The following is a 25,408-nucleotide window of genomic DNA, read 5'->3' as shown; positions in this document are numbered from 1 at the left end:
ACAGGCCCTAACCAGCCATCCAGTTTCAGGGGAGATGAATATGCTGATCGAACCCGTAATCGTGCCGAAGGCCTCAGACATGCTCGCGCACCAGCTGCGTGAGCGCATTCTGGCGGGTGAATTCCATGAGGGTTCAGTGCTGCCCAACGAGCGCGATCTCGCCAGCCATTCAGGCCTGAGCCGGACCTCGGTGCGCGAAGCCCTGCGCATTCTCGAGGTCCAGGGCATCATCGCGGTCAAGACAGGCCGCAATGGCGGCTCGGTGGTGCAGCGGCCGAATCGGGAAGCGCTGGAACGGTCTTTGACGCTCTATATTCGCGGCCACCGCGTGCGGATGGAATCGCTTCTTCAGACGCGCGAGGCGATCGAGCCCTCGGCTGCGGCTCTGGCGGCGCAATATCGCAGCGAGGAGGAACTTGCCCAACTCGAACTGCTACATCGGCAGCTCGAGGCCTCCTATGACGATATCGCCACCTTCCGAACGGTGAACATCGAATGGCATCTCGCCGTCATCACGGCGAGCCACAACGAGCTGCTGCTCGCCTTCTACAACGCCATTTCCGACAATATCCACGAAGCCAGCAGCCTGAAAGATTTTCACTCGGTCGATGTCCGCTCGGGCGTGATCGAGATCCACCGCCGCATCAACGAAGCGATCCGCAAGCAGGATGCGCCAGCCGCCTTCCGCCGCATGCAGCGTCACACCGCGGCCTTTGCCGAGCGGGCCATGGATTGGCTCGCGACCCATTCCGAACAAGAAACTGCCGAGGAGACGACCCGTGCTGCAAAGCGCATCACCACGACGCGAGGGCGGCCCGCACGAGAGTGAGGACGGCACCTACGCATCCGAAGAGCTGCTCCTGCGCGAGACCGTACGGCGCTTTATGACGAACGACGTCAGGCCGGCCGAGGAGGGGCTGCCGCACGACGCCTACAAGCTGCCGAAGGAGCAACTCGACAGGCTGCAGAAGAAGGCCCGCGAGCTCGGCCTCTGGAACGTGCAAAGCCCTGAGGAGCATGGCGGCGCCGGCCTGAGCCTGGTCGGCCAGGTGATCGTTGCCGAAGAGGCCGCCAAATGCAGGATGGGAGCCTATATCCCGGCCTGTGGCGCCTTCGGCTTCGACCCGCCGAGCGTGATCTTCCGCGGTAGCCAGGCCCAGATCGAGAAATATGCCAGGCCCGCGATCGAGCGTGGCGAAAAGGCCTTCTTCGCGATCAGCGAGCCAAGCGGCGGTTCCGACCCTGCCCGCGCGATCCGCACCACGGCGCGCCGCGAGGGCGACGAATATGTGCTCAACGGCACCAAGTTCTGGATCACGGCGGCCAACGAGTCGACATGGGGCATCGTCTTCGCCCGAGTCGGCGCCGAGAAGAGCCGTGAAGGCATAACCTGCTTCATCGTCGACATGAATCGGCCCGGCGTCAGCCACACCGTCATCCCCGTGATCCGCTCCTACGCGCCCTTCGAGCTGCATTTCGAGAATTATCGCATCCCTGTCGAGAACCGGATCGGCGAGGAGGGGCAAGGCTTCCAGCTCGTCAACGACCTGCTCGTCCATGGTCGTGTTCCCTATGCGGCCGGCACCATCGGTGTCGCCCAGGCCGCGCTCGAACTCGCGATCGACTGGGCCAAGCAGCGCCAGACCTTCGGCGCGCTGCTCGCCGACCGTCAGGCGATCCAGTGGATGCTGGCCGATTCCGAGATCGAGTTGCGCGCCGCGCGCCTGTTGGTACTCGATGCAGCGCGCCGGGCCGATGCCGGGCAGGACATCAAGATGGAATCCTCGGTCGCGAAGGTCTTCGCCACCGAGACGGCCGGCCGCGTCGTCGATCGCTGCATCCAGATTCTCGGCGGCATGGGCGTCGCGCAGGAAATGCCGCTGGAGCGCTGGTATCGCGAGATGCGGATCAAGCGCATCGGCGAAGGGCCGTCGGAGGTTCAGCGCCTCGTCGTCGCCCGCAATCTTCTCGGCAGCCGCACCAGGTAAACGCCGGGCGCAACAAACGCCAAGGCCCCAACGCATCGCAAGGATCCATCATGTCGATCGATTTCGAGGTCGAGGACGGCATCGCCGTCATCACCATCAACCGTCCCGAGAAGCTCAATGCGATGGATGCCGATCATTATCGCGGGCTATCCGAGGCTTGGGTCCGGGTGCGCGACAGCCTCGACATCCGCGTCGCCATCGTCACCGGCGCCGGCGAGCGCGCCTTCACCACCGGCGCCGACATCAAGAGCTTCATCGCCTCGCCCCTGCCATACTCCGAAATGTGGCTGACCCAGCGCGACCAGCTGCTCAATCGCGGACTGGAGGTCTGGAAGCCGGTGATCTGTGCCGTGAACGGGCTTTGCCTCGGCGGCGGCATGACGTTGCTGATGGGCACCGATCTGCGCGTCGCGGCCGAGCACGCCACCTTCAGCCTGGCCGAGGTCAAGCGCGGCGTCATCCCGGCCAATGGCGGCACCCAGCGCGTGCTGTCGCAACTGCCCCATGCGATCGCGATGGAGATGCTGCTCACCGGCGACTCCATCGACGCGCAGGCCGCGTTGAGATGGGGCCTGGTCAACAAGGTCGTGCCCAAGGGCGAGGTGCTCGCCGCCGCCAAGGACTATGCCCGGCGGATCGCGGCAGCGGCGCCGCTGGCGGTGCAGGCCGCCAAGGAGCTGGCCATCCGCGGCAAGGACATGGACCTCACCACCGGCCTGCGCATGGAGCAGTTGATCAACCGCGTGCTCCAGGCGACCGAGGACGCTAGGGAAGGCCCGGCAGCTTTCGCTGAAAAGCGCCCGCCGAACTTCCAGGGCCGTTGATCATGGCGGACAGCCAGCAACTCCAGCCGGATGCCTCCAGGCCAGGACCGCTCGCCGGTGTCACTGTCCTCGACCTCGGCCAGATCTATAACGGTCCCTACGCCACCTTCCTGATGGCGATGGCCGGCGCCGATGTCATCAAGATCGAGCCGCCCGGTGGCGAGAACCTGCGCCGGCGCACGGTTGTCGGCGGCGGGGCACTCCCCTTCGCCATGCTGAACTCGAACAAGCGCTGCCTCGTGCTCGATCTCAAGAGCGATAGCGGCCGCGAGATCCTGCAGGCGCTGGTCCGCAAGGCGGATGTGCTGCTGGAGAATTTTGCGCCCGGCGTGATGACACGGCTGGGCGTCGGCTATGACGAACTCTCGGCGATCAACCCAAGGCTGATCTATGCCTCCGGCTCCGGCTACGGCCTGAGCGGCCCGTATCGCGATTACCCGGCCATGGATCTGACGGTTCAGGCGATGGCCGGCGTGATGAGCATCACCGGGTTTCCGGACAAGCCGCCTGTCCGCTCGGGCCCCGCGGTCTGCGATTTCTTCGGGGGCGTGCATCTTTGCACCGCGGTCTCGATGGCGCTGTTCGAGCGCGAGCGCACGGGCAAGGGCCGCCTGGTCGAAGTTGCGATGATCGAGGCGGTTTATGCCTCGCTGAGCTCCAATCTCGGCATGTGGTTCGGCAGTGGTGGCAAGGCGCCCGCACGCACTGGCAACCGCCATGGCGGCCTCGCCGAATCCCCCTATAACGTCTACGCGGCCAAGGACGGCCACATCGCCATCATCGGCGTGACTGACGAGCACTGGCGCCGTCTTGCCCGCACGGTCGGCCGCCCCGACCTCGCCGATGATCCGCGCTTCGCGACCCTCAAGGAACGCGTTGCGCGCATGGATGAGGTCGATGCGCTGGTGTCGTCCTTCACGAAGGATTTCGACAAGCAGGAATTGTTCGAGCTGCTGAACGCGAACCGTGTGCCCTGCGCCCCGGTTCGCGATCTCGACGATGTTGTCAACGACGTGCATTTGCGCGAGCGCGGCTTCCTCAACGAAGTGGCCCATCCGCGCTTTGGCGATGTCGTGCTGCCGGGTTCGCCCTTGCGCTTCCAGGACACCCCTCTGACCGAACTGGTGCCCAGCGGTGACCCGGGCCAGCACAGCGGCGAGGTGCTCTCCGACATGCTGGGACTCGGCCCCGCCGAGATCGCCGACCTGCGTCAGCGCAGGGTGATCTAGCCAATTCCGGCCGCGCGAGGGCGTGGCCACCGACATAAGGACATGCCAGCATGGCCAGGAGCCGAAGCGTCATCATCACCTGTGCCGTGACCGGCGCGATCCACACCCCGACCATGTCGGAGCATCTGCCGGTCACGCCCGAGGAGATCATCGAATCGGCCCTGGGCGCGGCCTCGGCCGGCGCCTCGATTCTCCATCTGCATGCGCGCGATCCGCAGACCGGCCGGCCCGACCAGACCATCGAAGCCTTCCAGCGTTTCCTGCCGCGGATCAAGCAGCAGACCGATGCGGTGATCAACATCACCTCCGGCGGCAGCCCCTATATGAAGGTCGAGGAGCGGGTGAAGCCGGCAGCGCTGTTCAAACCTGAAGTCGCCTCGCTGAACATGGGCACGATGAATTTCGGCCTGTTCCACCTCGCCGACAAATACAAGACCTTCAAGCATGAGTGGGAGCGCGAGCATCTCGAGAATTCCCGCGATCTCGTCTTCCGGAACACGTTCAAGGACATCGAATACATCCTCTCCACCTGCTACGACAACAACACCCGCTTCGAGTTCGAGTGCTACGACATCGGGCATCTCTACACGCTCAAGCACTTCCTCGATCGCGGGCTGGTCAAGACGCCGCTCTTCATCCAGTCCGTCTTCGGGCTGCTCGGCGGCATAGGCCCCCATCCCGAGGATGTCGCACATATGAAGCGTACCGCCGACCGGCTGTTCGGCGACCAGTATCGCTGGTCGGTCCTCGGCGCCGGCCGACACCAGTTGCCGATTGCGGCGATGTCTGCGGCGATGGGCGGCAATGTCCGCGTCGGGCTGGAGGATTCGCTCTGGGCCGGGCCGGGGCGGCTTGCCACCTCCAATGCCGAGCAGGTCGCTCTCGTGCGCAAGATCATCGAGGGGCTGGGGCTGTCGGTGGCGAGCCCCGACGAGGCCCGCGAGATCCTCGAACTCAAGGGCGCTGACGCCACGAACTTCTGACGCATCGGACGCCGCGGGAGGGCGAGGACCGTGACGCAGGCAGGCAGGCATCTTCTCGTGGCAGGCGCCACCAGCGTCGCGACACAGCATCTGGTGGATATCGCGCGCGCCACGCCCGGCTGGCGCGTCACCGGGCTTTGCCGCCACCCGCCAAAGGAGGTCGCAGCCGGCGTCCGCTACATCGCGGCGGATCTGCTCGACGCGCAGTCCTGCCGCAATGCGATGGTGGGGGCAGACTACACGCATCTGGTCTATGCGGCGCGCGCGCCCCATGCCCTCTACACGGCGATGGTACCTTACTCGAAGGTCAGCATCGAGGATGTCGAGCCGAACGTCGCAATGTTGCGCAATATCGTGCTGGCCTGCCAGAATCCGGCATTGCGCCATGTTCATGCGCTGGCCGGTACGAAATGGTACGGGCTGCATCTGGGGCCCTTCACCACACCGGCGCGCGAATCCGACCCTGGCCACCTTCCGCCGAACTTCTATTTCGGGCAGCAGGATTTCCTGATCGCGGAATCGGCGCGGCGGGGCTGGAGCTGGTCGACGAGCCGGCCGGGCGTGATCAGCGGCGTCGCCGTCGGCATGGCGCCCAATCTGCTCTCGACCATCGGCGCCTATGCTGCGATCTGCCGCCATCTCGGGCGGCCCTTCGATTTCCCCGGCAAGCCCGGGAACTACACCGCGCTGCAGGAACTCACCGACGCCAGGCTATTGGCCCAGGCCGTATTCTGGATGTGCGAGGCGCCGGAAGCGCAGAACCAGGCCTTCAACGTGACGAATGGCGATCTCTTCCGCTGGGAACAGGTCTGGCCGAAGCTCGCCGCCCATTTCGGGCTCGACATCGGGCGCGTGCGGCACTTTTCGCTGGTTCAGTGGATGTCCGACAAGGCCTCCGTCTGGGACGAGATCGTCCGTGCCCATGGCCTGCAACCGCTCTCGATCGACCGGGTCGCATCCTGGGGCTTCGCAGATTTCTGCCTCGGCTGGGACTACGACGTGATTTCCTCGACGACCAAGATCCGCAAGGCCGGCTTCAACGCGCTCGTCGATACCGAGGAGATGATGCTCGCCCAACTCGGCCAATACGAGGCGAGGTCGATTCTGCCGAACATTGCGCACTGAACCCAAAGATGCCGAACGGCTCATATGACCAACCCGGGGAGGACTTCGATGAAACGGCTGAAGACTGCGCTGCTTGCGCTCGGGTTCGCATTGGCGCTACCCGTCGCTGCGCTCGCGCAAGCCTATCCCAGCAAGACCATCACCATGGTCCTGCCCTTTCCGGCAGGCAGCGCCACCGACGGCGTCGCTCGCTTCATTGCCGAAGAGCTGCGCAAATCGCTGGGCCAACCAGTGATCGTCGAGAATAAGCCCGGCGCCGACGGAATCGTCGCCGCCCAGCATGTGATGCGGTCCGAACCCGACGGCTACACCCTGTTCGTCACCACCAATTCGACCCACGCGGTCAACCCGACGCTCTACCGCCAGTTACCCTATGATGCGGTCGACGATTTCACGCCGGTCGGCGGGCTGATCAGGATCATGCAGATGCTTTGCGTCCGCAGCGACTTCCCTGCCCAGGATCTAGCGGGCTTCATCAAGGTCGCCCAGGCGAGCACCACGCCGCTCAGCTTCGGCAGCGGCAACACTTCGAGCCGCGTTGCCGGCGAATTGTTGAAACACGACGCAAAGCTCAAGCTGGATCACGTACCGTATCGCGGAACGCCGCAGGCAGTGACCGATCTTGTCGGCGGCCATATCAAGCTGTTCTTCGCCGACCCCTTCGCCGCGATCAGCCTGATCAACGACGGCAAGCTCAAGGCGCTGGCGGTCACCGACAGGACGCGCCTGCCCCTGCTGCCGAACGTCCCCACCATGATCGAGCTGGGGTACAAGGATTTCGAGGTCGTCAGCTGGGTCGCGGCCTTCATGCCGGCCAAGGCCGATCCGGCGATCGTCCGGAGACTCAACACCGAGATCAACACGATCCTCGCCCGTCCGGAATCGAAGGCCTTCATCGAGAAGATGGGCGCGACGCTGATGCCGACCTCGCCGGCCGAACTCGGCGCCTACGTCAAATCGGAGATCAAGCTCTGGGCGCGGCTGATCGAGGTCAGCGGGCTGGAGAAGAAGTAGAGTTCTTCATCGGTGGGGGCTCACGCCCCCACCGATAGACCGAGCTCCGCCAAAACCTCATCGGTATGCTGGCCATACATCGGCACCGGCGCCCGAACCTGGCGGGCCGCGCCATCGAACGTGATCGGCTGCAGCACCGTCTGGGTCGGCCCCAGCACCGGATGCTCATACTGCGTAACGAGCCCGCGCGCCTTGGTGTGAGGGTGGTCCAGCAGATCCTGCAACGTGTTCAGCGGCGCGCTCGGAATCCCGGCCCTGGCCAGGACGCCGAGCCAATGTTCGCAGTCATCCGTCCCGATGATCGACTGCACGAGGGCGATGGTCTCACCGGCATTGGCGACACGCACGGCATTGCCGGCAAAACGCGGATCGGTTCCGAGTTCGGCTCGGCCGACCGCGACGCAGAAGCGCCGCCACAGATTGTCGTTGGGCACGCCGATGAGGATCGCGCGATCCCTGGCTTGGAAAACGTCATAGGGGCAAAGCGAGGGATGCCCGCAACCGGACTTGCCCGGCAGCTTGCCGGACTCCCAGTAGTTCTGCAGGACATAGCCCATCAACGCCACCGAGGTCTCGAACAGTGAAACCTCGACATAACCACCTTCGCCGGTCCGGCCCCGCCGCAGCAGGGCGGCAAGAATGCCTGCAAGCGCATTCATGCCGGTGGCCTGGTCGATCGGCGACATCGGCGAGCGCACCGGCCCGCCGCCCTCTTCTCCGGTGATCGTCAGCAGCCCGCTGAATGCCTGCAGCACGAGGTCGTAGCCCGGCGCCGCGCTCAAGGGACCGGACTGGCCGTAGCCGGAGATGCTGCAATAGACGAGGCGGGGATTGGTCGCCCGCAGGCTCGCATGATCGACCCCGAGACGGGCTGCGACGCCGGGCGCGAAACTCTCGATCGCGACATCGGCCCAAGCCGCCAACCGCTTGACAGCCTCGCGGCCATGCTCGGATTTGAGATCCAGCACGATGCTGCGCTTGTTGCGGTTCACGCTCAAGAACACGGCGCCGGTATCGCCCTTGTAGGGTGGCCAGCGCCGGGTCTCGTCGCCGACGCCTTCGGCCTCCACCTTGATGACGTCGGCGCCCATATCGCTGAGATGCTGGGTGCAGAGCGGTCCAGCCAGGACCTTCGAAAGATCGAGCACCTTCGTGCCGGTGAGCGGCAGTTCCATCGGATTTTTTGTCCCTTGCGAAGCTACCGGTTCAGGCGTCGATCTGCTTTTCGAGATGCACCCTGTACTCGGCCAGGTAGCGCGCTCGCGTCTGCGGTTCGACGCGCGCTGCGGCATAGGCGACGAAGGGGTCGAGCCCCGTCATCCCGACATAGTGGAAAAGCCCCTTCTGAAGCGGGAGCAGAGTTTCATCCATGGGCGCATAGGCGCGCGCGCCATCCTTGACGAAGCGCTCGGCCGGGCTGCCGGTGGTGACGGTGATCAGCCCCCGGCGTCCCTGCAGCCCTCCGTCTTCGAAGCGGCGGTCGCTGTCATAGGCGAAGCCCACCGACATGACCCGATCGATCCAGCCCTTCAGGATCGCCGGCGGGCCGAACCACCAGAGCGGAAAATTGAACATCACCACGTCCGCCGCCATCAACTTGGCATGCTCGGCGGCGATCGGCTCGCAATAACTCCCCTCGCGATGAGCGCGTCGCTGCTCGGCCTGGTAAATGAAGGGGGCATCGGTCGGGTGATCGAAATCACGGTGATCGCCGACCGGCGAAAAGCCCTGGCGATAGAGATCGGAGACGACGACCGCGTGCCCCGCAGCGCTCAGTGTCGAGACCGCAACGTCTTTCAGGGCGCCGCAAAAGCTTTCCGGCTCGGGATGAGCGAAGACGATGAGAATGTTCATGGCGCTCCCTAACGGCCAACGAATACGGGCGCGCGCTTCTCCAGGAAGGCGGCAACCCCCTCGGCATGGTCCTCGCTCAGCACGGCGAGCCCCTGCGATACGGCTTCCAAATCGAGGAAGGCCTCGAGCGTCGGCACCGTCATGGCCTTGAACATCCGCTTGGCGATGCCGAAGGCCATGGTCGGCCCGCGCGCCAGCATTTCGGCGGCGGCCCGCGCCTCGGCTTCGAGCTCCGCATCGGGCACCACCTTGGCGACGATCCCGAGCGCATGCGCCTCGGGGGCGCTCAGCGTGCGGCCCGAAAACACCAGCTCCTTGGCGCGCATCTGCCCCAGCGCCTGCGTCAGAAAGAATACCGCGCCGCCATCAGGCGCCAGGCCGACATTCTTGAACACCATCGAGAAGCGCGCCGTTTCGGAAGCGATCACCATGTCGCTGGCCAGGCACATGGCGAAGCCTACTCCCGCCGCTGGCCCGCGTACCGCCGCGACCACCGGCTTTTCGAGGTTGGCGATCGCCGCCATCGCCCGATGCAGCCGGCGAAAACGCTCGCGGGTCGAGAACGGTGTGAACGCGCCGAGATTGCCGACATCTCCACTGGCGCAGAAGCCGCGTCCGGCCCCCGTCAGAATGACGGCGCGCACCGCGTCGGTGTAGGCGAGATCGAGAAAGATCTGGCCGAGTTCCTGCTTCAACGGCTCGTTCAGCGCATTCAGCCGCTCGGGACGATTCAGCGTCACGGTCGCGATCGCATCGCTCTCGGCATAGTCGACGAACATCAGGCTTCCTCGCAATCCCGCGTGTTCTCTGGCCGCGGTTGGGTCTTCTGCCGCGAGCCCTGTTTGGACCCGGCGAAGGCTTATCAGAATTTGCTCCCGATCTTATGTCAATAATTATAATGGTCAGTCCAAAAAGTGCATTTGCGCGCAGCACGATCGAACTCGAATTTAGAATTAATATATTGATATTGCTGAATTATTTTTTCTATCTCGACTCCTCACCTCGGGAGTACCCCGGATTGACATTGGCCTTTTTTGGTCTAACCTTTTCGATAATCATAAAGAAAAAAGGCCGCATTCCGGCCAGTGGAGAAACGCTCATGACGGCTGAGATCGCGTCCTTCTTCCCCCCTCCAAGTGGCGACCGTTGAACGCGGCCGCGGCACGGACGAAGGGAAGCCCGCATGCTCGCAACCATTGAGCAGATCATCGTCAACGGCCTGCTGAGCGGGCTCGTCTACGTGATCATGGCGCTCGGTTTCACGCTGATCTTCGGGATCATGCGCGTGGTCAATTTCGCCCATGGCGAGCTCTACATGATCGGCGGGTTCCTCGTGCTGGTCTTCTACAGCCTGCTCGGACTGAACTATTTCGTCGCGCTTGGCCTGGCCGCGATCGTGACGGCGGCCCTGGGCGCGATCATCGAGCGGCTGCTGCTGCGCCCGCTGGTCGGGCGCGAATTGTCGGGAATGATCATGTCGCTGGCGATTGCGATCGCCCTGCAGTCTGCGGCGCTGATCGTCTTCGGCCCGGCCGAACAGTCGATCGAACGGCCGATCTCCGGCGTCTGGCGCCTCGGCGAAGCGGTGATCCCGAAGGATCGCGCGCTGGTGGCGGGCTGCTCGCTGGCCATCCTGGCGCTGTTCTACGCCTTCCTGAAATATTCGCGCACGGGCCTCGCCATGCAGGCCGTGGCGCAGGATCCCGAAGCCGCCAGCCTGATGGGCGTGCGGCCCGGCTTCATCCATTCCTCCGCCTTCGCCATTGCCAGCGGGCTGGCTGCGCTCGCCGGCGGACTGATGGCGCCGATCTATACCGTCGGGCCCTATATCGGCGACCTGCCGATGCTCAAGGCCTTCGTCGTGGTCATCCTCGGCGGCCTTGGCAGCGTTCCGGGGGCCGTGGTCGGCGGCCTGCTGATCGGCGTGATCGAATCCGTCGCCGCGACCTTCGGCAACAGCACGCTCGCCTTGATCGCAACCTTCGTCGTCGTGCTCGCCATCGTGCTGGTGCGGCCGCGCGGCCTGATGGGGAAAGCCGCATGAAGACGCTTGCCTGGGCCATCGCCGCCCTCGTGCTGGCCACAGTGCCGCTGATCTTCGGCGACCGCTACATCCTGCATATCGGCACCATGGTCGGCATCATGACGACCGTCGCGCTCAGCCTGCATCTGATGATGCGGATCGGGCAGCTCTCCTTCGCGCAAGTGGCCTTCATGGGCATCGGGGCCTATGCCTCGGCGCTGCTGACGATGCGGCTGGGCTTTCCGACGGCGCTCTCCTTCCTCTGCGCCGGGTTGCTCGCGGCCCTGCTCGCGCTGCTGATCGGCCCGCTCTTCCTGAGGATCAAGGGCGTCTATTTCGTCCTGCTGACATTTGCCTTCAGCCAGATCGTCAATCTGGTCTTCCAGGACTGGACCAGCCTGTTCGGCGGCAATAACGGCCTGTTCGGCATTCCGAAGATGGCGCTGTTCGGATATCGGCTGACGGCCGCCTCGCACTATTACTGCCTCGCAGCGGTGCTCGCAGCGGTGACCTATCTCACGGTCCGGGCTATCCGCCGCTCGGATATCGGCACTGTCCTGTCCGCGCTCGACGAGAACGAGGCGCTGGGCCGCTCGCTGGGCCTCGATGCCTTGTCCTGGCGGGTCGGCATCTTCACCGTCACAGCCTTCTTCGCCGGGCTCGCGGGTAGCGTCTATGCGCATTACCTCGGCTTTCTGTCGCCGCCGGCCTTCTCCTTCTGGACCTCGGTCGACGCCATCGTGATGAACGTGATCGGCGGCATGGCGACGCCGCTGGGACCGGTCATCGGCGCGATCCTGCTTGTGCCGCTGCCTGAACTGCTGCGCGACGCCAAGCAGTTCCAGCTGCTGGCCTATGCGGCCATCCTGATCGTCTTCCTGCTGTTCTTCCGAGACGGCATCGTCGGCTACCTCGCCAAACGGCAGCGTGCGACGTCATGACCGCTGGCCTCACGCTCGCGGGCGTCTCCCGCAATTTCGGTGGCCTGCGCGCCGTGTCGGACATGTCGTTCGAGACCGCTCGCGGCGAGATCTTCGGCGTGATCGGCCCCAATGGCGCCGGCAAGACGACGCTGTTCAACGTCATCGCCGGCGTTCATCCGGCAAGCGATGGAAGGATCAGCTTCTACGGCAAGGAGATCACCGGCAGCAGGAGCGACCGGGTCTCCCGCCTCGGCATCGCCCGGACTTTCCAGGCGACCAACGTCTTCAAGGAGGAAAGCGTCTCCGAGAATCTCCGCCGCGGCGCCCTGTTCGGCGAGATCCACTCTCCGCTGGCGTTCCTGCGCCGATGTTTCGCCGGGCGTGCACCCGCCGCCACGCGTCCTGATATCGACGAGATCGCCGCCTTCATCGGCCTCGCCGACCAGATGGGCAAGCCCGCTGGTAGCCTCGCCTATGGCCTGCAGAAGATCCTCGGCGTCGGCATGGCGTTGATGCAGCGGCCCAGGCTGATGCTGATGGACGAGCCGGCTGCCGGTCTGAACCCGACGGAAAAGACTGTCATGGCGGCGCTCATTGCCCGCCTGCGCGACGAGCGCGGCATCGACGTCCTCGTCGTCGAGCACGACATGAAGCTGATCATGAGCATCTGCGATCGCATCCTGGTGGTACGTCAGGGCTGCCGCATCGCACTCGGCACGCCCGAAGCGATACAGGCCGATCAAGCCGTGATCGAAGCCTATCTGGGGGCCGACTATGAGTTTGCTTGAGGTCTCCGGTCTTACGGTTGCCTATGGCGCGGTCGAGGCCTTGAGCGAGGTCTCGCTGTCTCTGCGCGAAGGTGTGATCTGCGTGCTCGGCGCAAATGGCGCCGGCAAATCGACGCTGCTGAAGGCCATCGCCGGACTGGTCCCCGTCGGCCAGGGGAAGATCGTCTTTTCCGGCGAGGATATCGCCGGACTGCCACCCTACGAGACCTTGCGTCGCGGCATCACGCTGTGTCCCGAAGGACGCCGGCTTTTCCCGGAGATGTCGGTGGCCGACAACATCCGCATCGGCGCCTATGCCGTGCGTGACAAGGCCGCGATCCGCACGCGGCTCGACATGGTGGGGGACCTGTTTCCGCGGCTGCGCGAGCGCGCCGGCCAGCTCGCCGGCAGTCTCTCGGGCGGGGAACAACAGATGGCGGCGATTGCGCGCGCGCTGATGAGCGGGCCGCGTCTGCTGATGCTGGATGAGCCGACGCTGGGCCTCGCGCCCAAGCTGATCCATGAGGTCGCGGGCATCGTCCGTTCGATCTCGGCGGAGGGGATCGGCGTCGTGCTGGTCGAGCAGAACGCCCGGCTGGCGTTGAAGCTCGCGAGCTACGGCTATGTCCTCGAAACCGGCCGGCTGTCGCTGGCGGGCCCGGCTGCCGCACTGCTCGACGATGACCATGTCCGCCGGATTTATCTCGGCGGCTGAGAGCAAAGGACGTGATGATGGACACCCCCGAATATGAGGTCCTCGCGCTGCGCTATGCCCGCGCGACCGAGCGCCGCGTCCATGAGAATTTCATCCGGCGCGACATGCATGACGGGCCGATGCCGCTGGATTTCTTCGTCTGGATCATCCGCAACGCAGAACGCACCGTGCTGGTCGATACCGGCTTCGGCGCGCGCGCGGCGGCTGAGCGCGGCCGGCCGCTCGATATCGACCCGGTCGAGGCGTTGGCCCGCATTGGTATCGCGGCCGAGAGCGTCGAACAGATCATCCTGACCCATCTGCATTACGACCATGCCGGCAATATCGACCGTTTCCCCAAAGCGACCTTGCATGTCCAGGATGCCGAGGTCGCCTATGCAACGGGCCGCTGCATGTGCCACCGCGTCATGCGCTTCCCCTTCGATGTCGAGGATGTCGTCGCCTTTGTGCGCAGCACTTATGCCGGCCGCGCCTGCTTCCATGACGGCGATGCCGAACTCTTCCCCGGCATCTCGCTGCATCTGCTGCCAGGCCACAGCAAGGGTTTGCAGGCTGTCCGCGTCAACACTGCGCGAGGGCCGATCCTGCTCGCTTCCGATGTCAGCCACTACTACGCGAACTATCGGGACGACATGCCCTTCGCGCTCACCATCGATGTCGGGCAGAGTCTCGACAGCTATCGGCGGATGCGTACGCTCGTCGCCGGGGACAGTCACATTATTCCCGGCCATGATCCCCTGGTGAATGAGCTCTACCCGCGCGAAACCGTCAATGGCATCGAATTGGTGCAGCTGCATCTGCCGCCTAAACACTGAGAGGGGCGACGACGCGCGGGAGTGCATCGCATCCCGAAGGAACCATAGCGTCCGTTTCGGTGAGGGCGATCTGTCGTGATCTCGGCCGCAGATCAGCGAACGGGAATCACGCAACACCAGCGGTTGGTGTCGCGGTTTGGACAAGAGACAATGCAGCACGAAATGTTGCCCAATCCGTCGATACCTCAATGGATTAGCGGCGGGCTCCGCACGATGGTCGGCTGGTTGAACCAAGAGGCCGCTGGTCGATGGCGGGGGCTTCGTGGTTTCGCAGAACATTGGAGGGTGCGCTCGATTCCGCCATCGGTGAACCCATAATGGTTCCACTTTTTGTCGCCACTGCTTGGCCGCCGTCAGGCTATGACGCTGGCAGGGACAAGGGCAGGGGCAAGCCTAGCGGCGAGAGGACAGGATCGGCGCGGCGTATCGCGATGCTGACCAAGGCAAGCATGCCCTCAGGATCGCATCCTGGAGCAATTCCGTAATTCTCCGGACCGCGGAATTGCTCCACGCCTTTGCTCTATCGCATTGTCTTCACGCGAACCGGTGCCCGTTCGCTCGAAAATGCTCCAGGTCGATACGGTCAGTTGCCATTTTCGCGCCAGTTCACGAGCGGTTCCGGGAAATGGTTTGACCAAATAATGTTATCTTGATTAGATCGCGCCTGAGCCGGTCAAGAAGGCGTGCAGGCAAGTGTCGAAGACGATCCGTATCGGCTGTGGGGCAGGGTTCGCTGGCGACAGGATCGAACCGGCTATCGAATTGGCCGAACGTGGACGGCTCGATTTCCTGTTCTTCGAAGGCCTGGCCGAGCGCACGCTCGCACAGAGCCATCTGGCTCGCCTGCAGAACCCGGCGCTGGGCTACAACCCGCTCCTTGAGCGTCGCATTGCAAGCGTGCTACCCGCCTGCCGCGCGAATGGCACACGTATCGTGACGAATATGGGCGCCGCCAACCCGCTGGGCGCTGGGCGGGCGATCGCCGCCACCGCAAGGCGACTCGGCATTTCCGGGATCAGGATTGCCGTCGTCGAAGGGGATGACGTCACGTCCCTGCTCGATCCGGCCATGCCGTCGCTGGAAACAGGCGAGAGCATTTCCGCGACCGGGCGCTCGATGATCGGGGCCAATGCCTATCTCGGCGCCGACGTCGTCGCCGCGGCCCTGGACATGGGGGCGGACATCGTTGTCACCGGACGCGTGGCCGACCCCTCGCTCGTCGTCGGTCCGCTCATGCACGGTTTCGGCTGGGCCGCCGACGACTGGCAACGGCTGGGGGCGGGCACGGCCGTGGGGCATCTGCTCGAGTGCAGTTGCCAGATCACCGGGGGGTATTTCGCCGACCCGGGTTTCAAGGATGTCGAGGATGTCGCTTTTGTCGGCTATCCGTTCGCCGAGGTCGAGGAGAGCGGCGATGCGATCATCACCAAGCCGGAGGGCACCGGGGGCTGCGTGACGCGGCATACCGTCAAGGAACAGTTGCTCTACGAAGTCCACGACCCTGCCGCTTATCTCACGCCGGACGTGACTGCCGACTTCTCGCAGATCGCGCTCGACCAGGCCGGGCCTGATCGGGTGGGCGTCAGAGGCGGGCGCGGACGCGAGCGCCCGGGCAGCCTCAAGGTCACGGTCGGCTTCGACGGCGGCATCCTCGCCGAGGCCGAGATCAGCTATGCCGGCCCAGGCGCTTCGGAGCGGGCCCGGCTCGCCATGGAGATCGTCCGCCTGCGCATGGAGAAGCTGCATCGCTGCCGCGACGCCATCCGCTTCGACATCATCGGCATGAGCTCGCTGCACGCTTCGGCGATCTCGGATTCGCCCCCGTCCAGGGACGTAAGGCTGCGCGCTGCGATGCGCACGGTCGATCCCGAGCTCGGCAGGCAATTGCTGGCGGAGGTCGAGGCGCTGTGGATCGCCGGGCCTGCGGGCGGAGGGGGCGCGCGCGGGCGCCTGACGCCATCGATCGTGACGCAGTCCGTCCTTATCGACCGCACCCTGGTCAAGCCGCGGATCGAGATGGTCGAGACATGAGCAGGATCGTCAAGCTGCGGGAGATCGCCTCGGCGCGAGCCGGCGACAAGGGCAATACCGTCAACATCGCCGTCTGGGCCTATGACAAGCGCCACTATCCGGACATCAAACGGTATTTGACCGAGGCGCGCATCCGGCAAGCCTATCCGTCGCTGTTCCGCGGCAAGATCAGCCGTTTCGCGCTCGATCATCTCGCGGGCCTGAATTTCGTGATGGAAGACGCGCTCGAGGGCGGGGTCAACACCTCCCTGAACCTCGACGCGCACGGCAAGTCCTTCTCGTTCCTGATTCTCGACCTGGACATCGAGATCGAGGACGGCGGCAGCGGCAGCGCGCCGGGCTAAGGCCTTTCGCCCCGGCCGGGCAGCAACAAAACAGCGAGCTACAAGGGCAGGAGACGACGATGCGGGCTTGGGCAGTAGTCGAGAACGGAGCGCCGCTCCAATGTATCGAGGTGATCGATGAGGCACCGGCCGGTACGCAGGTCCTGCTCGAGGTTACCCATTGCGGTGTCTGCCATTCGGACCTGCATTTCTGGAAGGGATCCTACGATCTCGGCGGGGGCAATGTCCTCAAGCTGACGGATCGTGGCGTAACCTTGCCCCGGGCAATCGGCCATGAGGTTGTCGGGCGTGTCGTCGCCAAGGGGCCTCAGGCCGACGGCGTCGAGATCGGCGATGTCCGGATCGTCTTCCCCTGGCTGGGCTGCGGCGATTGCGCGCGTTGTCGCGCGGGCGAAGACAATCTCTGCGACAAGCCGAGCGCCATCGGCGTCATCCGCCATGGCGGCTTCGCCGACCGTGTGATGTCGCCCCATCCCAGATTCCTGGTCGATCCGGGCTCCGTGGATCCTGCGCTGGCTGCGACTTTCGCCTGCTCGGGCATCACAGTCTATTCGGCGATCAAGAAGATTCAGCCGATCGCGCCCGACGACCCCGTGGTCTTGGTCGGAGCCGGAGGCCTCGGCCTGGCGGCGATCTCGATGCTTCATGCGTTCGGGCATCGGGCGATCACGGTGGTGGAGATCGACGCCCGCAAGCGCCAGGCTGCCCTGGACGCGGGCGCGACCGCCGTTGTCGATGGCACGCCTGATGGGTTGAGCGGGCGTATCGTCGCCGCTGCCGGGGGGCAGGCGAAGGCAGCGATCGATTTCGTCAATGCCTCGGGCACCGTTCCCGGCGTTCTCGATGCTCTTGCCCGCGGCGGAAAGCTCGTCCTTGTCGGCGTCGCCGGCGGCGAGATTGCCCTGTCGCTGGCGAGCCTCATCTTCCGTCCTCGCACGATCCAGGGCTCGGCCACCGGCTCGCCTCAGGATCTTCGCGATGTCGTCGCTCTGGCGCAGTCGGGCAGGCTGGCGCCAATTCCGATCACGCAGATGCCGAAGACCCAGGTGAACGAGGCGATGGCGATGCTGCATCGCGGTGAGGTGACCGGCCGGATCGTGTTGACGCCGCCAAGCGCCTGATGGCCGGCCGCGATTGTGAACGAGCCGGCTTCAGCCCCTGCTGAAGCCGCTGCCGAGATAGGAGACGTCCTCGGCGGGGCCCAGCGCCGCCGAGGAGGCCAATGCCTGGCCGATCTCGTCGAAGCGCTGGCCGAGCAGTCCGGCATATTCGGGATGCGTGAAGATGTAGAACCGCCCTTCGCGCACTGCGGCCACGACGGCGTCCCCAACCCGGTCGGCTTCGAGCCCCTGCGGCCTGGCGCCCGCTTGCGGGCTCGCGGGCGCGACCGGGCCCGGCTCGCCATGGCTCCCGGATGGTTGGCCAATTCGCGTGGAAACCATTCCCGGACACAGGACCGAGACGCCAACGCGCGTATCGGCGAGTTCCATCCGCAAGGTTTCCGACAAGCCGAGGACCGCATATTTGGCGGCGACGTACTCACCGACATCCGGCCGGGCGAAATGGCCAAGGATCGAGGCGGTGTTGACGATATGGGCGGCCGAGGCACGCTTCAGCATTCCCGGCAGGATCGCCGAAACACCATAGAAGACGCCATGTACGTTGATGTCGAAAACCCGCCGCCACGCCTCGGGTGTCATTTGCCCGAACGGCTGGCGCGCCGAGCCGATCCCCGCATTGTTGCAGAGGATGTCGACAGGGCCGAGCCGCCCCTCGATCTCCCGCAGCGCCTGTGCCCATGACGCCTCCGAGGCGACGTCGAGCCGGATCGGCGTGGCTGCCGGCCCGATGCGTTCGCAATCGGCGGCGGCCCGTTCCAGCCTGTCCTCGTCTATGTCGGCGAGGGCAAGCCGGCTTCCGGCGGCGAGGAAGGATTTCGCAATCGCCAGGCCGATTCCCGAGGCCGCGCCGGTGACCAGGACGGTCTTGCCTGAAAGCTCCTGCATCGGCCGCTCCCCTTCCGGTCAGGCGCCGGCCCGCGCCGAGGCCAATGCCCCGGCAATGGCGGCTGCCACGTCGCTCACCGCCCGATCCGCGGTGTCGTAGAGGTTGTGCATCCTGATGAAGCCGTGCGGAGCGCCGTCATAGCGCTTCAGCTCGACCTCGGTGCCAGCCTCGCGCAGCCGGGCCGCATAGGCCTCGCCCTCGTCGCGCAGCACGTCATGTTCCGCGACCATGATCAGCGTCCGCGGCATGCCGGAAAGGTCAGGCTCCCTGAGTGGGGAGATCGCGGGGTCGGCGCGCTGCCCGTCCGGCACGTAGTGATCGAAGAACCAGACCATGTCGGCGCGGGTGATCGGCATGCCGTCGCTCTCGCTGCGGTAGCTCGCGCGCCCGAGATCGCAATCGGTCACCGGATAGAGCAGGACCTGGAGCAGCGGCGAGAACCGGCCACGCAGGCGGTGTGCCGCCACGGTCATCAGGTTCGCACCGGCGCTATCCCCGGCGATGACGACTGGGACTTCGCGGCCCAACAGCTCCTTGGTCGATCGCAGCCGGGCGAGGGCGTCCTCGCAATCCTCGAGCCCAGCCGGGAACGGGTGTTCCGGCGCCAGGCGGTAGTCGATCAGGAGGACGGCGGCCTGCGCGCGCGCCGCCAGCGTGCGCGCGAAGCTGTCGAAATCGTCGAGTTCGCCGATTACCCAGCCACCGCCATGGGCATAGGCGATGAGCGCCCGGATCTCGCCTTCGGGGACGAAGAGACGGGCCGGAATGCGTCCGCCGCGGGTCGGAATCTCGATCTGCTCGACGCGCGCCATCTCAGGTCCGGGCCCCAGGCCCGCTCGTCCGGATGCGATCAGGGCCCGCGCCTCGGCCGGGCTGCACGACGAAATCGCGGGTCGGCCCATCTCGCGCTGCTTTGCGAGCACGGCCTGGATGAAGGGGTGAAGCGCCATTGGCTGAGCTCCTGTCGGGCGGGGTCTTCGCGCGGGGCTGGTGGCCACTTCGGTAGCCATGCACAATTTCAGTATAATGGTTTGACCAAAGAAAAATAGCCTCTAGGCTCAGCCCGACGAAGAAACAGGTGCTGCGGCGCCGACGTCTTGCCCAGCGCCCCGAGAGTCGCGGGCGGCGTCTTCACCCAACGGGTCGGGAGTGGCCATATGGAGACCATCGTCATCACTGGAGCGGCCGGTGGCATCGGCGTTGAGGCGGTTAGAAAACTGGCGCGCCCCAACCGGCATCTCCTCTGTGCCGACGTCTCCGATCGGGCCCTTGACCGGTTGCGGCAGGTGACCCAGGGCCTCGACGGCAAGATCACCTTACGGGTCTGTGGTTTCGAGCGCGCGGATGACACGCGCGGCTTCCTTGCAAGCTCCCATGGCGTGGTGACGGGGCTTGTTCACCTCGCGGGGGTGTTCGAGCGCGACCCCGACGGCATCGACGACATGGCGGTCTATGAGCGTGCGATTGCCGGCAATCTCACCAGCGCCTATCTGGCCGCTCATGCTGCTTTCGCGGCCCGCGATCCGGGGCGCGTCATGAGCCAGGTCTTCGTCTCGTCGTCAGCCTTTCGGCGGGGCGCACCGCAGCACACGCCCTATGGCATCGCCAAGGCCGGGCTGGTCGGCCTCGTCCGCGGCCTTGGCCGGCGTTTCGCGCCGCATGCTCGCGTCAATGCACTCGCTCCCTGCGTGATCGATACGCCAATGCCGGCCGAAGTCATCGCGCTGAAGGGAGAGGACGCCATTGCGGCCGAAATCCCACTCGGGCGGATCGGCCGCCCGGCCGAGGTCGCTGCCGTCGCCGCATTCCTGCTGAGCGAAGACGCCTCTTTCGTCACCTGTCAGACCATCAATGTCGATGGCGGCCTCATCGCTTCGTAAGAGGCCTCGTTCGGCGGGATCGGCGGTAGGGCGGGCGATCGAGGTTGGCCGCACGCGCGGCTCGTCAATATATCAAACTGTTTTTGGTTTAACCATTTGACAGTTTTTCAGGCGCGGCTAGATTGGCGCGAAGAGCTGCCGACGGAGAGCTGACACCCGTCGCAAGCCGAACGAGACGCACCAAGCGCCGAACCTGGGAGGAAACTATGCGAAGCACTTTGACCGGCATGGCCGGAGCCCTGTTCCTGGCCTCGGCTCTCGGTGTCGGCGCTGCGGGCGCCAAGGACACGCCGGGCGTAACGCCGACGGAGATCAAGCTCGGCTCCTGGACCGCGCTGACCGGCAATCTCGCCGTCTACGGGCTGCCTGGGGTCGCCGGCCTCAACGCCTATTACAGCCACATCAACGATCAGGGCGGCATCAAGGGACGCAAGATCAGGCTGATCACGGAAGACAGCCAGTACAATGCCCAGCAAAGCGTCACCGCGGCGCGAAAGCTCGTTGGAAGCGACGGCGTCTTCGCCATCCAGGGCGCGTTCGGAACCGGACAGAGCTCGGCAGCTCTGCCCTATCTCACCCAGGAGGGCGTGCCCTTCGTCATACCGTTCGCCAGCGACATCAAATGGTTCGTTCCACCTCGGCCCCTGCTCATCGGCGCCCAGGTGCCGTATGACGATCAATGCTGGGTGCTTGGCCATTGGGCGGCAAAGGACGGCTTCAAGAACATCCTGGTGATCCATTCCGCGGTCGCGCAGTTCGAGGCGGCGGCCAAAGCTACGGAGCCGGGGGTCAGGTCGGTCTCTGCCGACGCCAAGATCGAGTTCATGTCCGTCAAGTTCGGAACGACGGATTACGCGCCGATCGCGCTCGAGGTCAGGCGCAAGGCACCTGACGCTGTCGTCTTCGTGGGCGCCGTCGGCGAACTCGCCGCTTTCGCCAAAGAAGTGAAGCAACAGGCGATCAAGACGCAGATTTTCTCCTACGCCCCGGCGGTCAATAAGGAGATCGTCGTAATGGGCGGAGATGCCGTCGAGGGGCTGCGAAGTGTCTACTACACGCTGCCACTCGAATCGGATGCTCCGGGCGTCAAAGAGTACCGTGAGCTGCTGGCGAAATACGCGCCGAAGGAAGAGCCGGACTATGTCTCGCTACTCACCTTCGCCCTGGCCAAGGTGATGGTCGAGGCGCTGAAGCAGGCTGACGAACCGCTGACGCGCGAGTCGCTGGTCAAGGCGTTCTACAAGATCAAGGAGTTCGACACCGGCATCATCGGCAAGGTCTCGTTCTCGCCGGAGCGCCATCTTGGGACGCGCTCCGTGCAACCCGTCGTCCTCAAGGGCGGCAAATGGGTCACGGTCGGCGACTTCATCGAAGCCAAGAACTGATCCAGGCCGAGAACCGACACGGCTCGCCGGCCGGAGCGCGCTTTTGTCAAACGTGTTCCGGCGCCGTTTCACTTGTCCCTATTGCGAGAAAGCATGTCGGACCTTCTTCCCGTCATCGCCGCTGGCTTCGTCAGCGGATCGACCTATGCCCTGCTTGCGCTCGGGCTGGTGATCATCTTTCGGGCGACCGATACGGTAAACTTCGCCATTGGCGATATCGCGACGCTCGGCGTTTTCGTCGGCCTTTCGGCGATGGCTGCAGGAGCTTCCGTCGCGGCCGGCTTCGCCGTGGCGATCCTGTTCTCGGGGCTGTTCGGCGTCGCGACCGAGCGCGTGCTGATCCGCCCGCTCGGCGCCGGCCATGCCAGTCTCTTCGTCGCGCTGGTGGTGACGATCGGCCTTGGTCTGCTGATTCATGCCGTCATCGCCACGATCTGGGGCCATCGGCCGTTGGCCGTGCCGCCACTCGTTTCCGGCAGCATCTCGATCTTCGGCATTTCGCTGAGCTGGTCGAAGATCGCGACGTCCGCGATCGCGCTCGTCGCAATGGCGGCCGTGGCCTGGTTCTTCCGCTACACCATGCTCGGCATTCAGATGCGCGCCAGCGCCGAGGATCATTTTGCCGCTCGCATCATCGGCCTGCGGCCGGGGCTGATCGCGGCGCTCGCCTGGTTCCTCGGCTGCGCTCTTGCCGGCCTTGCCGCCTTCTTCCTGGCCATAGAGACCTCGGCCAGCGCGGCGTTGACGCTCTCGGCCTTGTTCCGCGCCTTTGCCGGCGTGTTCCTGGGCGGGTTGACCAGCCTGCCGGGCGCTGCGGTCGGCGGCTTCGTCATTGGTATTCTCGACAATGTCGTCGGCCGCTACATGTCGGCGAATTATCGCGACACCATCGTATTCGCCGTCATCGTCGCGGTGCTGTTCATCAAGCCCGCCGGCTTCATGGGCTCGGGCCGGAGCGCCCGGGTATGAGTGCGCTGACGAGACGGTCTCTCATCCTGGCCATCGGTCTTTCGGCAGCTGCGCTGGTGAGCTTGCCGCAGGTCCTGAGCAGCTACGCCCAATATGTGGTGGCCTCGATCGCCTTCTTCTCGATCGCGGTGCTCGCGGTCTCGATGCTCGCCGGGCTGACCGGCATCTGGTCGCTCGGGCACACCGCCTTCCTCGCTTTCGGCGCCTATCTCGCCGCCAATCTCACGGCCCTTGGCCTGCCGGTCGAAGCCGTTCTCGTCGCCGCTTTCCTCGGGGCGGGCTTGTTCGGCTATGTGCTGGGGCTCAGCACCGGCCGGTTTTCCGTGCTCTATTTCGGTCTGCTGACGATGGCGCTCAGCCTTGCCGCGAGCGAGGTGATGGAGCATTGGGTCGAGGTCACCGGCGGCCAGCAGGGGATGACGGTCGATCCGCCCCGCCTATTGCTCACAGGTGCGAGCATCAGCCTCGGAGGGGCCTTCGTTCTCAGCATCGCACTGGCGACGCTGGTGTTCCTGCTCGTCGACGTGGTCGCTGACAGCCATGTCGGGCGCGGCTGGCTCGCGGTGAAGAGCCAGCGCACTGCGGCAATGGCGATCGGCCTCAATCCTCAGCGCGAGAATGCCCGCGCTTTCGCCCTGTCGGCCGCGATCACCTCGTTTGCGGGGATCGGGCTGGCCTACTCCATCGCTTATATCGATCCTTTGGGGTTCGGCCTCGACGGCGGCGTCAAGCTGATCGTGGCGACCGTCGTCGGCGGCGCCGGCAGCTCGCTCGGGGCTCTGCTCGGGGCCGCCTTCATCGTGACGGTGCCGGAGCTGGCGCGGGCTGTTCCGGCCGTGGCCTATTACGTTTTCGGTTCGGCGACGGTGCTGATCCTGCTGTTCCTGAGGCGCGGTATCGTCCCCTCGCTCAGGACACTGCTGCGGCCGACATCGCGTGCGGCGGTGCCTGCTGAAGCCGTCGACGTCGTGACGCTGACCGCCCTCGTGCGCGAGCTGCTTCCTCCGGCGAGCGCCGCGCTTCGGCTCGAGAACGTCTCGGTGCATTTCGGCGGCGTGAAGGCCCTGGACGGGGTCAGTCTCGTCCTGCCGGCGGGAACCTCGATCGGCCTGATCGGCCCGAACGGGGCGGGCAAGACAACGCTGCTGAATGTCTGCAGTGGCTTCTACCAGCCGGTCCAGGGCGCAGTGGTCCGGCTTGGCGAGATAGACCTCACCGGCCTGCCCGCCTATGCGCGCATCGCCTCCGGGCTCGGCCGGACCTTCCAGCATGCCGAGCTGTTTGCCGAGCTGACCTTGCGCCAGACCTTCGAGACCGCCGCCGCGCTGGGCGCCGGGCGCCGCCGGGCTGCCGGTTTGCCGGAATCTGCTGCGGCCGACGTCGCCGAGCGCATCCTTGCCGGGCTTGGTCTGGCGGCCTATGCGGACGAGTTCCCGGACATGTTGCCCTTCGGCATCCAGAAGGTCGCGGATGTTGGACGCATCCTGGCGACCGGCGCCTCGGTGATCGCTCTCGACGAACCCTTCGCAGGGCTCGATGCGGCAGAGCGGCGCGCCATCCGCACCATCCTCGACGCCATGCGCGCTGCCGGCGTCTCGATCCTGATCATCGACCATGCGGTTCAGGAGGTGATGGCGGTCTCGGACAAGGTCGTGGCGCTGGAGTTCGGGCGCCTGCTGGTCGAGGGCGACCCCGATTACGTCCGGCAGCATCCCGAGGTCCTGCGCGCCTATTTCGGGACATCGGATCTGTCTCAGGCACGAAAGGTGATGGCCTCGTGAAGACCGGTTCCGCCCTGCTTTCGCTTGAGAACGTCGTTCACCGCTACAGCGGCGTCCTTGCGCTCGACGGTGTCGATCTGGCGATCGCACCGGCCAGCTTCACTGCTGTGCTCGGGCCGAACGGGGCGGGCAAGTCGACGCTCGCCCTCGTCGCCAGCGGCGCCCTGAAACCGCAAGCGGGTCGGTTGTCGATGGAGGGGCAGGACGTTGGCGGGCGCGCCGGCGAGCGCGGTCTGGTCGATCTCGGCGTCGCCCTGATTCCGGAAGGTCGCCGGCTCTTCGGCCAACTGACCGTCGAAGAGAATCTCATCCTCGGCGCGGTCGGCGCCGGCCGCGCCGAGCGCGCGCGGCGTCTGGCGCGGATCTACGAGCTGATGCCCGAGGCGCTGCGCTCAGGGCGGCAACGCGCCGCGATCACCTTCAGCGGGGGCGAACAGCAGATGCTCGCGGTCGGTCGCGCCCTGATGGCGTCGCCACGTCTCGTCCTCGTCGACGAGCCCTCGCTCGGGCTGGCGCCGATCCTGACCGACCGCGTCTACGCGTTGCTCAGCGAGCTGCGCCGGGAGGGCGTCGCAGTGGTGGTGTTCGAGCAGCTCGCGACCAACGCCATGAAACATGCCGACACCATCGTCGTCATCGATCACGGCCAGATCTCGTTCCGCGGCGGCGTCGACGACGAGGCGACCGGCGCGGCGCTCCAGATCGGCTATCTCGGCCACGGTTGAACAGGCAAGCCGCAGGAGAAGACGAC

Annotated in this window: 25 protein-coding genes; 20 read left to right on the top strand and 5 right to left on the bottom strand. The window is 65.3% G+C overall.

Annotation, left to right across the window (positions count from 1 at the left end):
- Nucleotides 1–40 precede the first annotated feature (40 nt).
- The 7 genes from VGV58_RS21450 to VGV58_RS21420 are packed head-to-tail and all read left to right on the top strand — an operon-like array spanning nt 41 to nt 7,163.
- Entirely contained in the window at nt 41–829 is a 789-nt protein-coding gene (locus VGV58_RS21450; protein ID WP_326876047.1) for a FadR/GntR family transcriptional regulator, read from the top strand.
- The gene (locus VGV58_RS21445) at nt 780–1,988 is read left to right on the top strand and encodes an acyl-CoA dehydrogenase family protein (protein ID WP_326876046.1); all 1,209 of its coding nucleotides are present in this window, start codon (nt 780–782) and stop codon (nt 1,986–1,988) included. Before VGV58_RS21450 ends, VGV58_RS21445 begins: the two co-directional genes overlap by 50 nt.
- Nucleotides 1,989–2,038: 50 nt before the next feature.
- Nucleotides 2,039–2,812, top strand: coding sequence for an enoyl-CoA hydratase/isomerase family protein (locus VGV58_RS21440; protein ID WP_326876045.1), 774 nt, complete (start codon nt 2,039–2,041; stop codon nt 2,810–2,812).
- Nucleotides 2,813–2,814: 2 nt separating this feature from the next.
- Nucleotides 2,815–4,041 carry a CaiB/BaiF CoA transferase family protein gene (locus VGV58_RS21435; protein WP_326876044.1) on the top strand — a complete coding sequence of 409 codons (1,227 nt, stop codon included), beginning with the start codon at nt 2,815–2,817 and terminating at the stop codon, nt 4,039–4,041.
- 50 nt (nt 4,042–4,091) lie between these two features.
- Nucleotides 4,092–5,024 (top strand): 3,5-dioxohexanoate:acetyl-CoA acetone transferase, encoded by a 933-nt coding sequence (gene kce, locus VGV58_RS21430; RefSeq protein WP_326876043.1) that lies wholly within the window; start codon nt 4,092–4,094, stop codon nt 5,022–5,024.
- Between the two features lie 30 nt (nt 5,025–5,054).
- On the top strand, nt 5,055–6,149 hold the full coding sequence (locus VGV58_RS21425; RefSeq protein WP_326876042.1) for an SDR family oxidoreductase: 1,095 nt from the start codon (nt 5,055–5,057) through the stop codon (nt 6,147–6,149).
- Between the two features lie 48 nt (nt 6,150–6,197).
- Nucleotides 6,198–7,163: a Bug family tripartite tricarboxylate transporter substrate binding protein gene (locus VGV58_RS21420; protein WP_326876041.1), complete on the top strand. Its 966-nt coding sequence runs from the start codon at nt 6,198–6,200 to the stop codon at nt 7,161–7,163.
- 20 nt (nt 7,164–7,183) lie between these two features.
- Here VGV58_RS21420 and VGV58_RS21415 read toward each other — a convergent pair whose 3' ends face one another.
- Genes VGV58_RS21415 through VGV58_RS21405 form a run of 3 tightly spaced genes read right to left on the bottom strand, consistent with a single transcriptional unit; the run spans nt 7,184 to nt 9,796 of the window.
- Entirely contained in the window at nt 7,184–8,338 is a 1,155-nt protein-coding gene (locus VGV58_RS21415) for a CaiB/BaiF CoA transferase family protein (protein ID WP_326876040.1), read from the bottom strand.
- Between the two features lie 31 nt (nt 8,339–8,369).
- Nucleotides 8,370–9,017: an NAD(P)H-dependent oxidoreductase gene (locus VGV58_RS21410; RefSeq protein ID WP_326876039.1), complete on the bottom strand. Its 648-nt coding sequence runs from the start codon at nt 9,015–9,017 to the stop codon at nt 8,370–8,372.
- 8 nt (nt 9,018–9,025) lie between these two features.
- Nucleotides 9,026–9,796 carry an enoyl-CoA hydratase/isomerase family protein gene (locus tag VGV58_RS21405; protein ID WP_326876038.1) on the bottom strand — a complete coding sequence of 257 codons (771 nt, stop codon included), beginning with the start codon at nt 9,794–9,796 and terminating at the stop codon, nt 9,026–9,028.
- Nucleotides 9,797–10,200: 404 nt separating this feature from the next.
- On the opposite strand from VGV58_RS21405, the gene VGV58_RS21400 reads away from it, so the two are divergent.
- The 8 genes from VGV58_RS21400 to VGV58_RS21365 all read left to right on the top strand — a co-directional run bounded on the left by VGV58_RS21400 (nt 10,201) and on the right by VGV58_RS21365 (nt 17,756).
- Nucleotides 10,201–11,061: a branched-chain amino acid ABC transporter permease gene (locus VGV58_RS21400; protein WP_326876037.1), complete on the top strand. Its 861-nt coding sequence runs from the start codon at nt 10,201–10,203 to the stop codon at nt 11,059–11,061.
- The gene (locus VGV58_RS21395) at nt 11,058–11,981 is read left to right on the top strand and encodes a branched-chain amino acid ABC transporter permease (RefSeq protein ID WP_326876036.1); all 924 of its coding nucleotides are present in this window, start codon (nt 11,058–11,060) and stop codon (nt 11,979–11,981) included. The genes VGV58_RS21400 and VGV58_RS21395 overlap by 4 nt, the downstream gene beginning before the upstream one ends.
- Complete coding sequence (locus VGV58_RS21390) at nt 11,978–12,751, top strand: ABC transporter ATP-binding protein (RefSeq protein WP_326876035.1); 774 nt, start codon at nt 11,978–11,980, stop codon at nt 12,749–12,751. Before VGV58_RS21395 ends, VGV58_RS21390 begins: the two co-directional genes overlap by 4 nt.
- On the top strand, nt 12,744–13,445 hold the full coding sequence (locus VGV58_RS21385) for an ABC transporter ATP-binding protein (RefSeq protein WP_414644048.1): 702 nt from the start codon (nt 12,744–12,746) through the stop codon (nt 13,443–13,445). The genes VGV58_RS21390 and VGV58_RS21385 overlap by 8 nt, the downstream gene beginning before the upstream one ends.
- A 17-nt stretch (nt 13,446–13,462) precedes the next feature.
- A complete protein-coding gene (locus VGV58_RS21380; protein WP_326876033.1) occupies nt 13,463–14,260 on the top strand; it encodes an N-acyl homoserine lactonase family protein in 798 nt (265 codons plus the stop codon).
- Nucleotides 14,261–14,953: 693 nt separating this feature from the next.
- The gene (locus tag VGV58_RS21375; protein WP_326876032.1) at nt 14,954–16,291 is read left to right on the top strand and encodes an acyclic terpene utilization AtuA family protein; all 1,338 of its coding nucleotides are present in this window, start codon (nt 14,954–14,956) and stop codon (nt 16,289–16,291) included.
- Nucleotides 16,288–16,635: an AtuA-related protein gene (locus VGV58_RS21370; RefSeq protein WP_326876031.1), complete on the top strand. Its 348-nt coding sequence runs from the start codon at nt 16,288–16,290 to the stop codon at nt 16,633–16,635. Before VGV58_RS21375 ends, VGV58_RS21370 begins: the two co-directional genes overlap by 4 nt.
- A 59-nt stretch (nt 16,636–16,694) precedes the next feature.
- The gene (locus VGV58_RS21365; protein WP_326876030.1) at nt 16,695–17,756 is read left to right on the top strand and encodes an alcohol dehydrogenase; all 1,062 of its coding nucleotides are present in this window, start codon (nt 16,695–16,697) and stop codon (nt 17,754–17,756) included.
- A gap of 30 nt (nt 17,757–17,786) precedes the next feature.
- Here VGV58_RS21365 and VGV58_RS21360 read toward each other — a convergent pair whose 3' ends face one another.
- Together VGV58_RS21360 and VGV58_RS21355 are read right to left on the bottom strand one after the other, a co-directional pair.
- Nucleotides 17,787–18,641 (bottom strand): SDR family oxidoreductase, encoded by an 855-nt coding sequence (locus VGV58_RS21360; protein ID WP_326876029.1) that lies wholly within the window; start codon nt 18,639–18,641, stop codon nt 17,787–17,789.
- 18 nt (nt 18,642–18,659) lie between these two features.
- Entirely contained in the window at nt 18,660–19,592 is a 933-nt protein-coding gene (locus VGV58_RS21355; protein ID WP_326876028.1) for an alpha/beta hydrolase, read from the bottom strand.
- Nucleotides 19,593–19,799: 207 nt separating this feature from the next.
- Between VGV58_RS21355 and VGV58_RS21350 the strand changes: the two genes are divergently transcribed.
- From VGV58_RS21350 to VGV58_RS21330, 5 genes are all read left to right on the top strand, one after another.
- Nucleotides 19,800–20,522 carry an SDR family NAD(P)-dependent oxidoreductase gene (locus VGV58_RS21350; protein ID WP_326876027.1) on the top strand — a complete coding sequence of 241 codons (723 nt, stop codon included), beginning with the start codon at nt 19,800–19,802 and terminating at the stop codon, nt 20,520–20,522.
- A 206-nt stretch (nt 20,523–20,728) separates the two neighbouring features.
- Nucleotides 20,729–21,907 carry an ABC transporter substrate-binding protein gene (locus tag VGV58_RS21345; RefSeq protein ID WP_326876026.1) on the top strand — a complete coding sequence of 393 codons (1,179 nt, stop codon included), beginning with the start codon at nt 20,729–20,731 and terminating at the stop codon, nt 21,905–21,907.
- A gap of 93 nt (nt 21,908–22,000) precedes the next feature.
- The gene (locus tag VGV58_RS21340; protein ID WP_326876025.1) at nt 22,001–22,876 is read left to right on the top strand and encodes a branched-chain amino acid ABC transporter permease; all 876 of its coding nucleotides are present in this window, start codon (nt 22,001–22,003) and stop codon (nt 22,874–22,876) included.
- Entirely contained in the window at nt 22,873–24,657 is a 1,785-nt protein-coding gene (locus VGV58_RS21335) for a branched-chain amino acid ABC transporter ATP-binding protein/permease (RefSeq protein WP_326876024.1), read from the top strand. The genes VGV58_RS21340 and VGV58_RS21335 overlap by 4 nt, the downstream gene beginning before the upstream one ends.
- Entirely contained in the window at nt 24,654–25,382 is a 729-nt protein-coding gene (locus VGV58_RS21330; protein ID WP_326876023.1) for an ABC transporter ATP-binding protein, read from the top strand. The genes VGV58_RS21335 and VGV58_RS21330 overlap by 4 nt, the downstream gene beginning before the upstream one ends.
- Nucleotides 25,383–25,408 lie beyond the last annotated feature (26 nt).

Source organism: Allobosea sp. (assembly GCF_035944895.1).
In the GTDB taxonomy this organism is placed as follows: domain Bacteria; phylum Pseudomonadota; class Alphaproteobacteria; order Rhizobiales; family Beijerinckiaceae; genus Allobosea.
The sequence above is the reverse complement of the archived record's forward strand: the minus strand, read 5'-3'. Positions and strand labels throughout refer to the sequence as shown.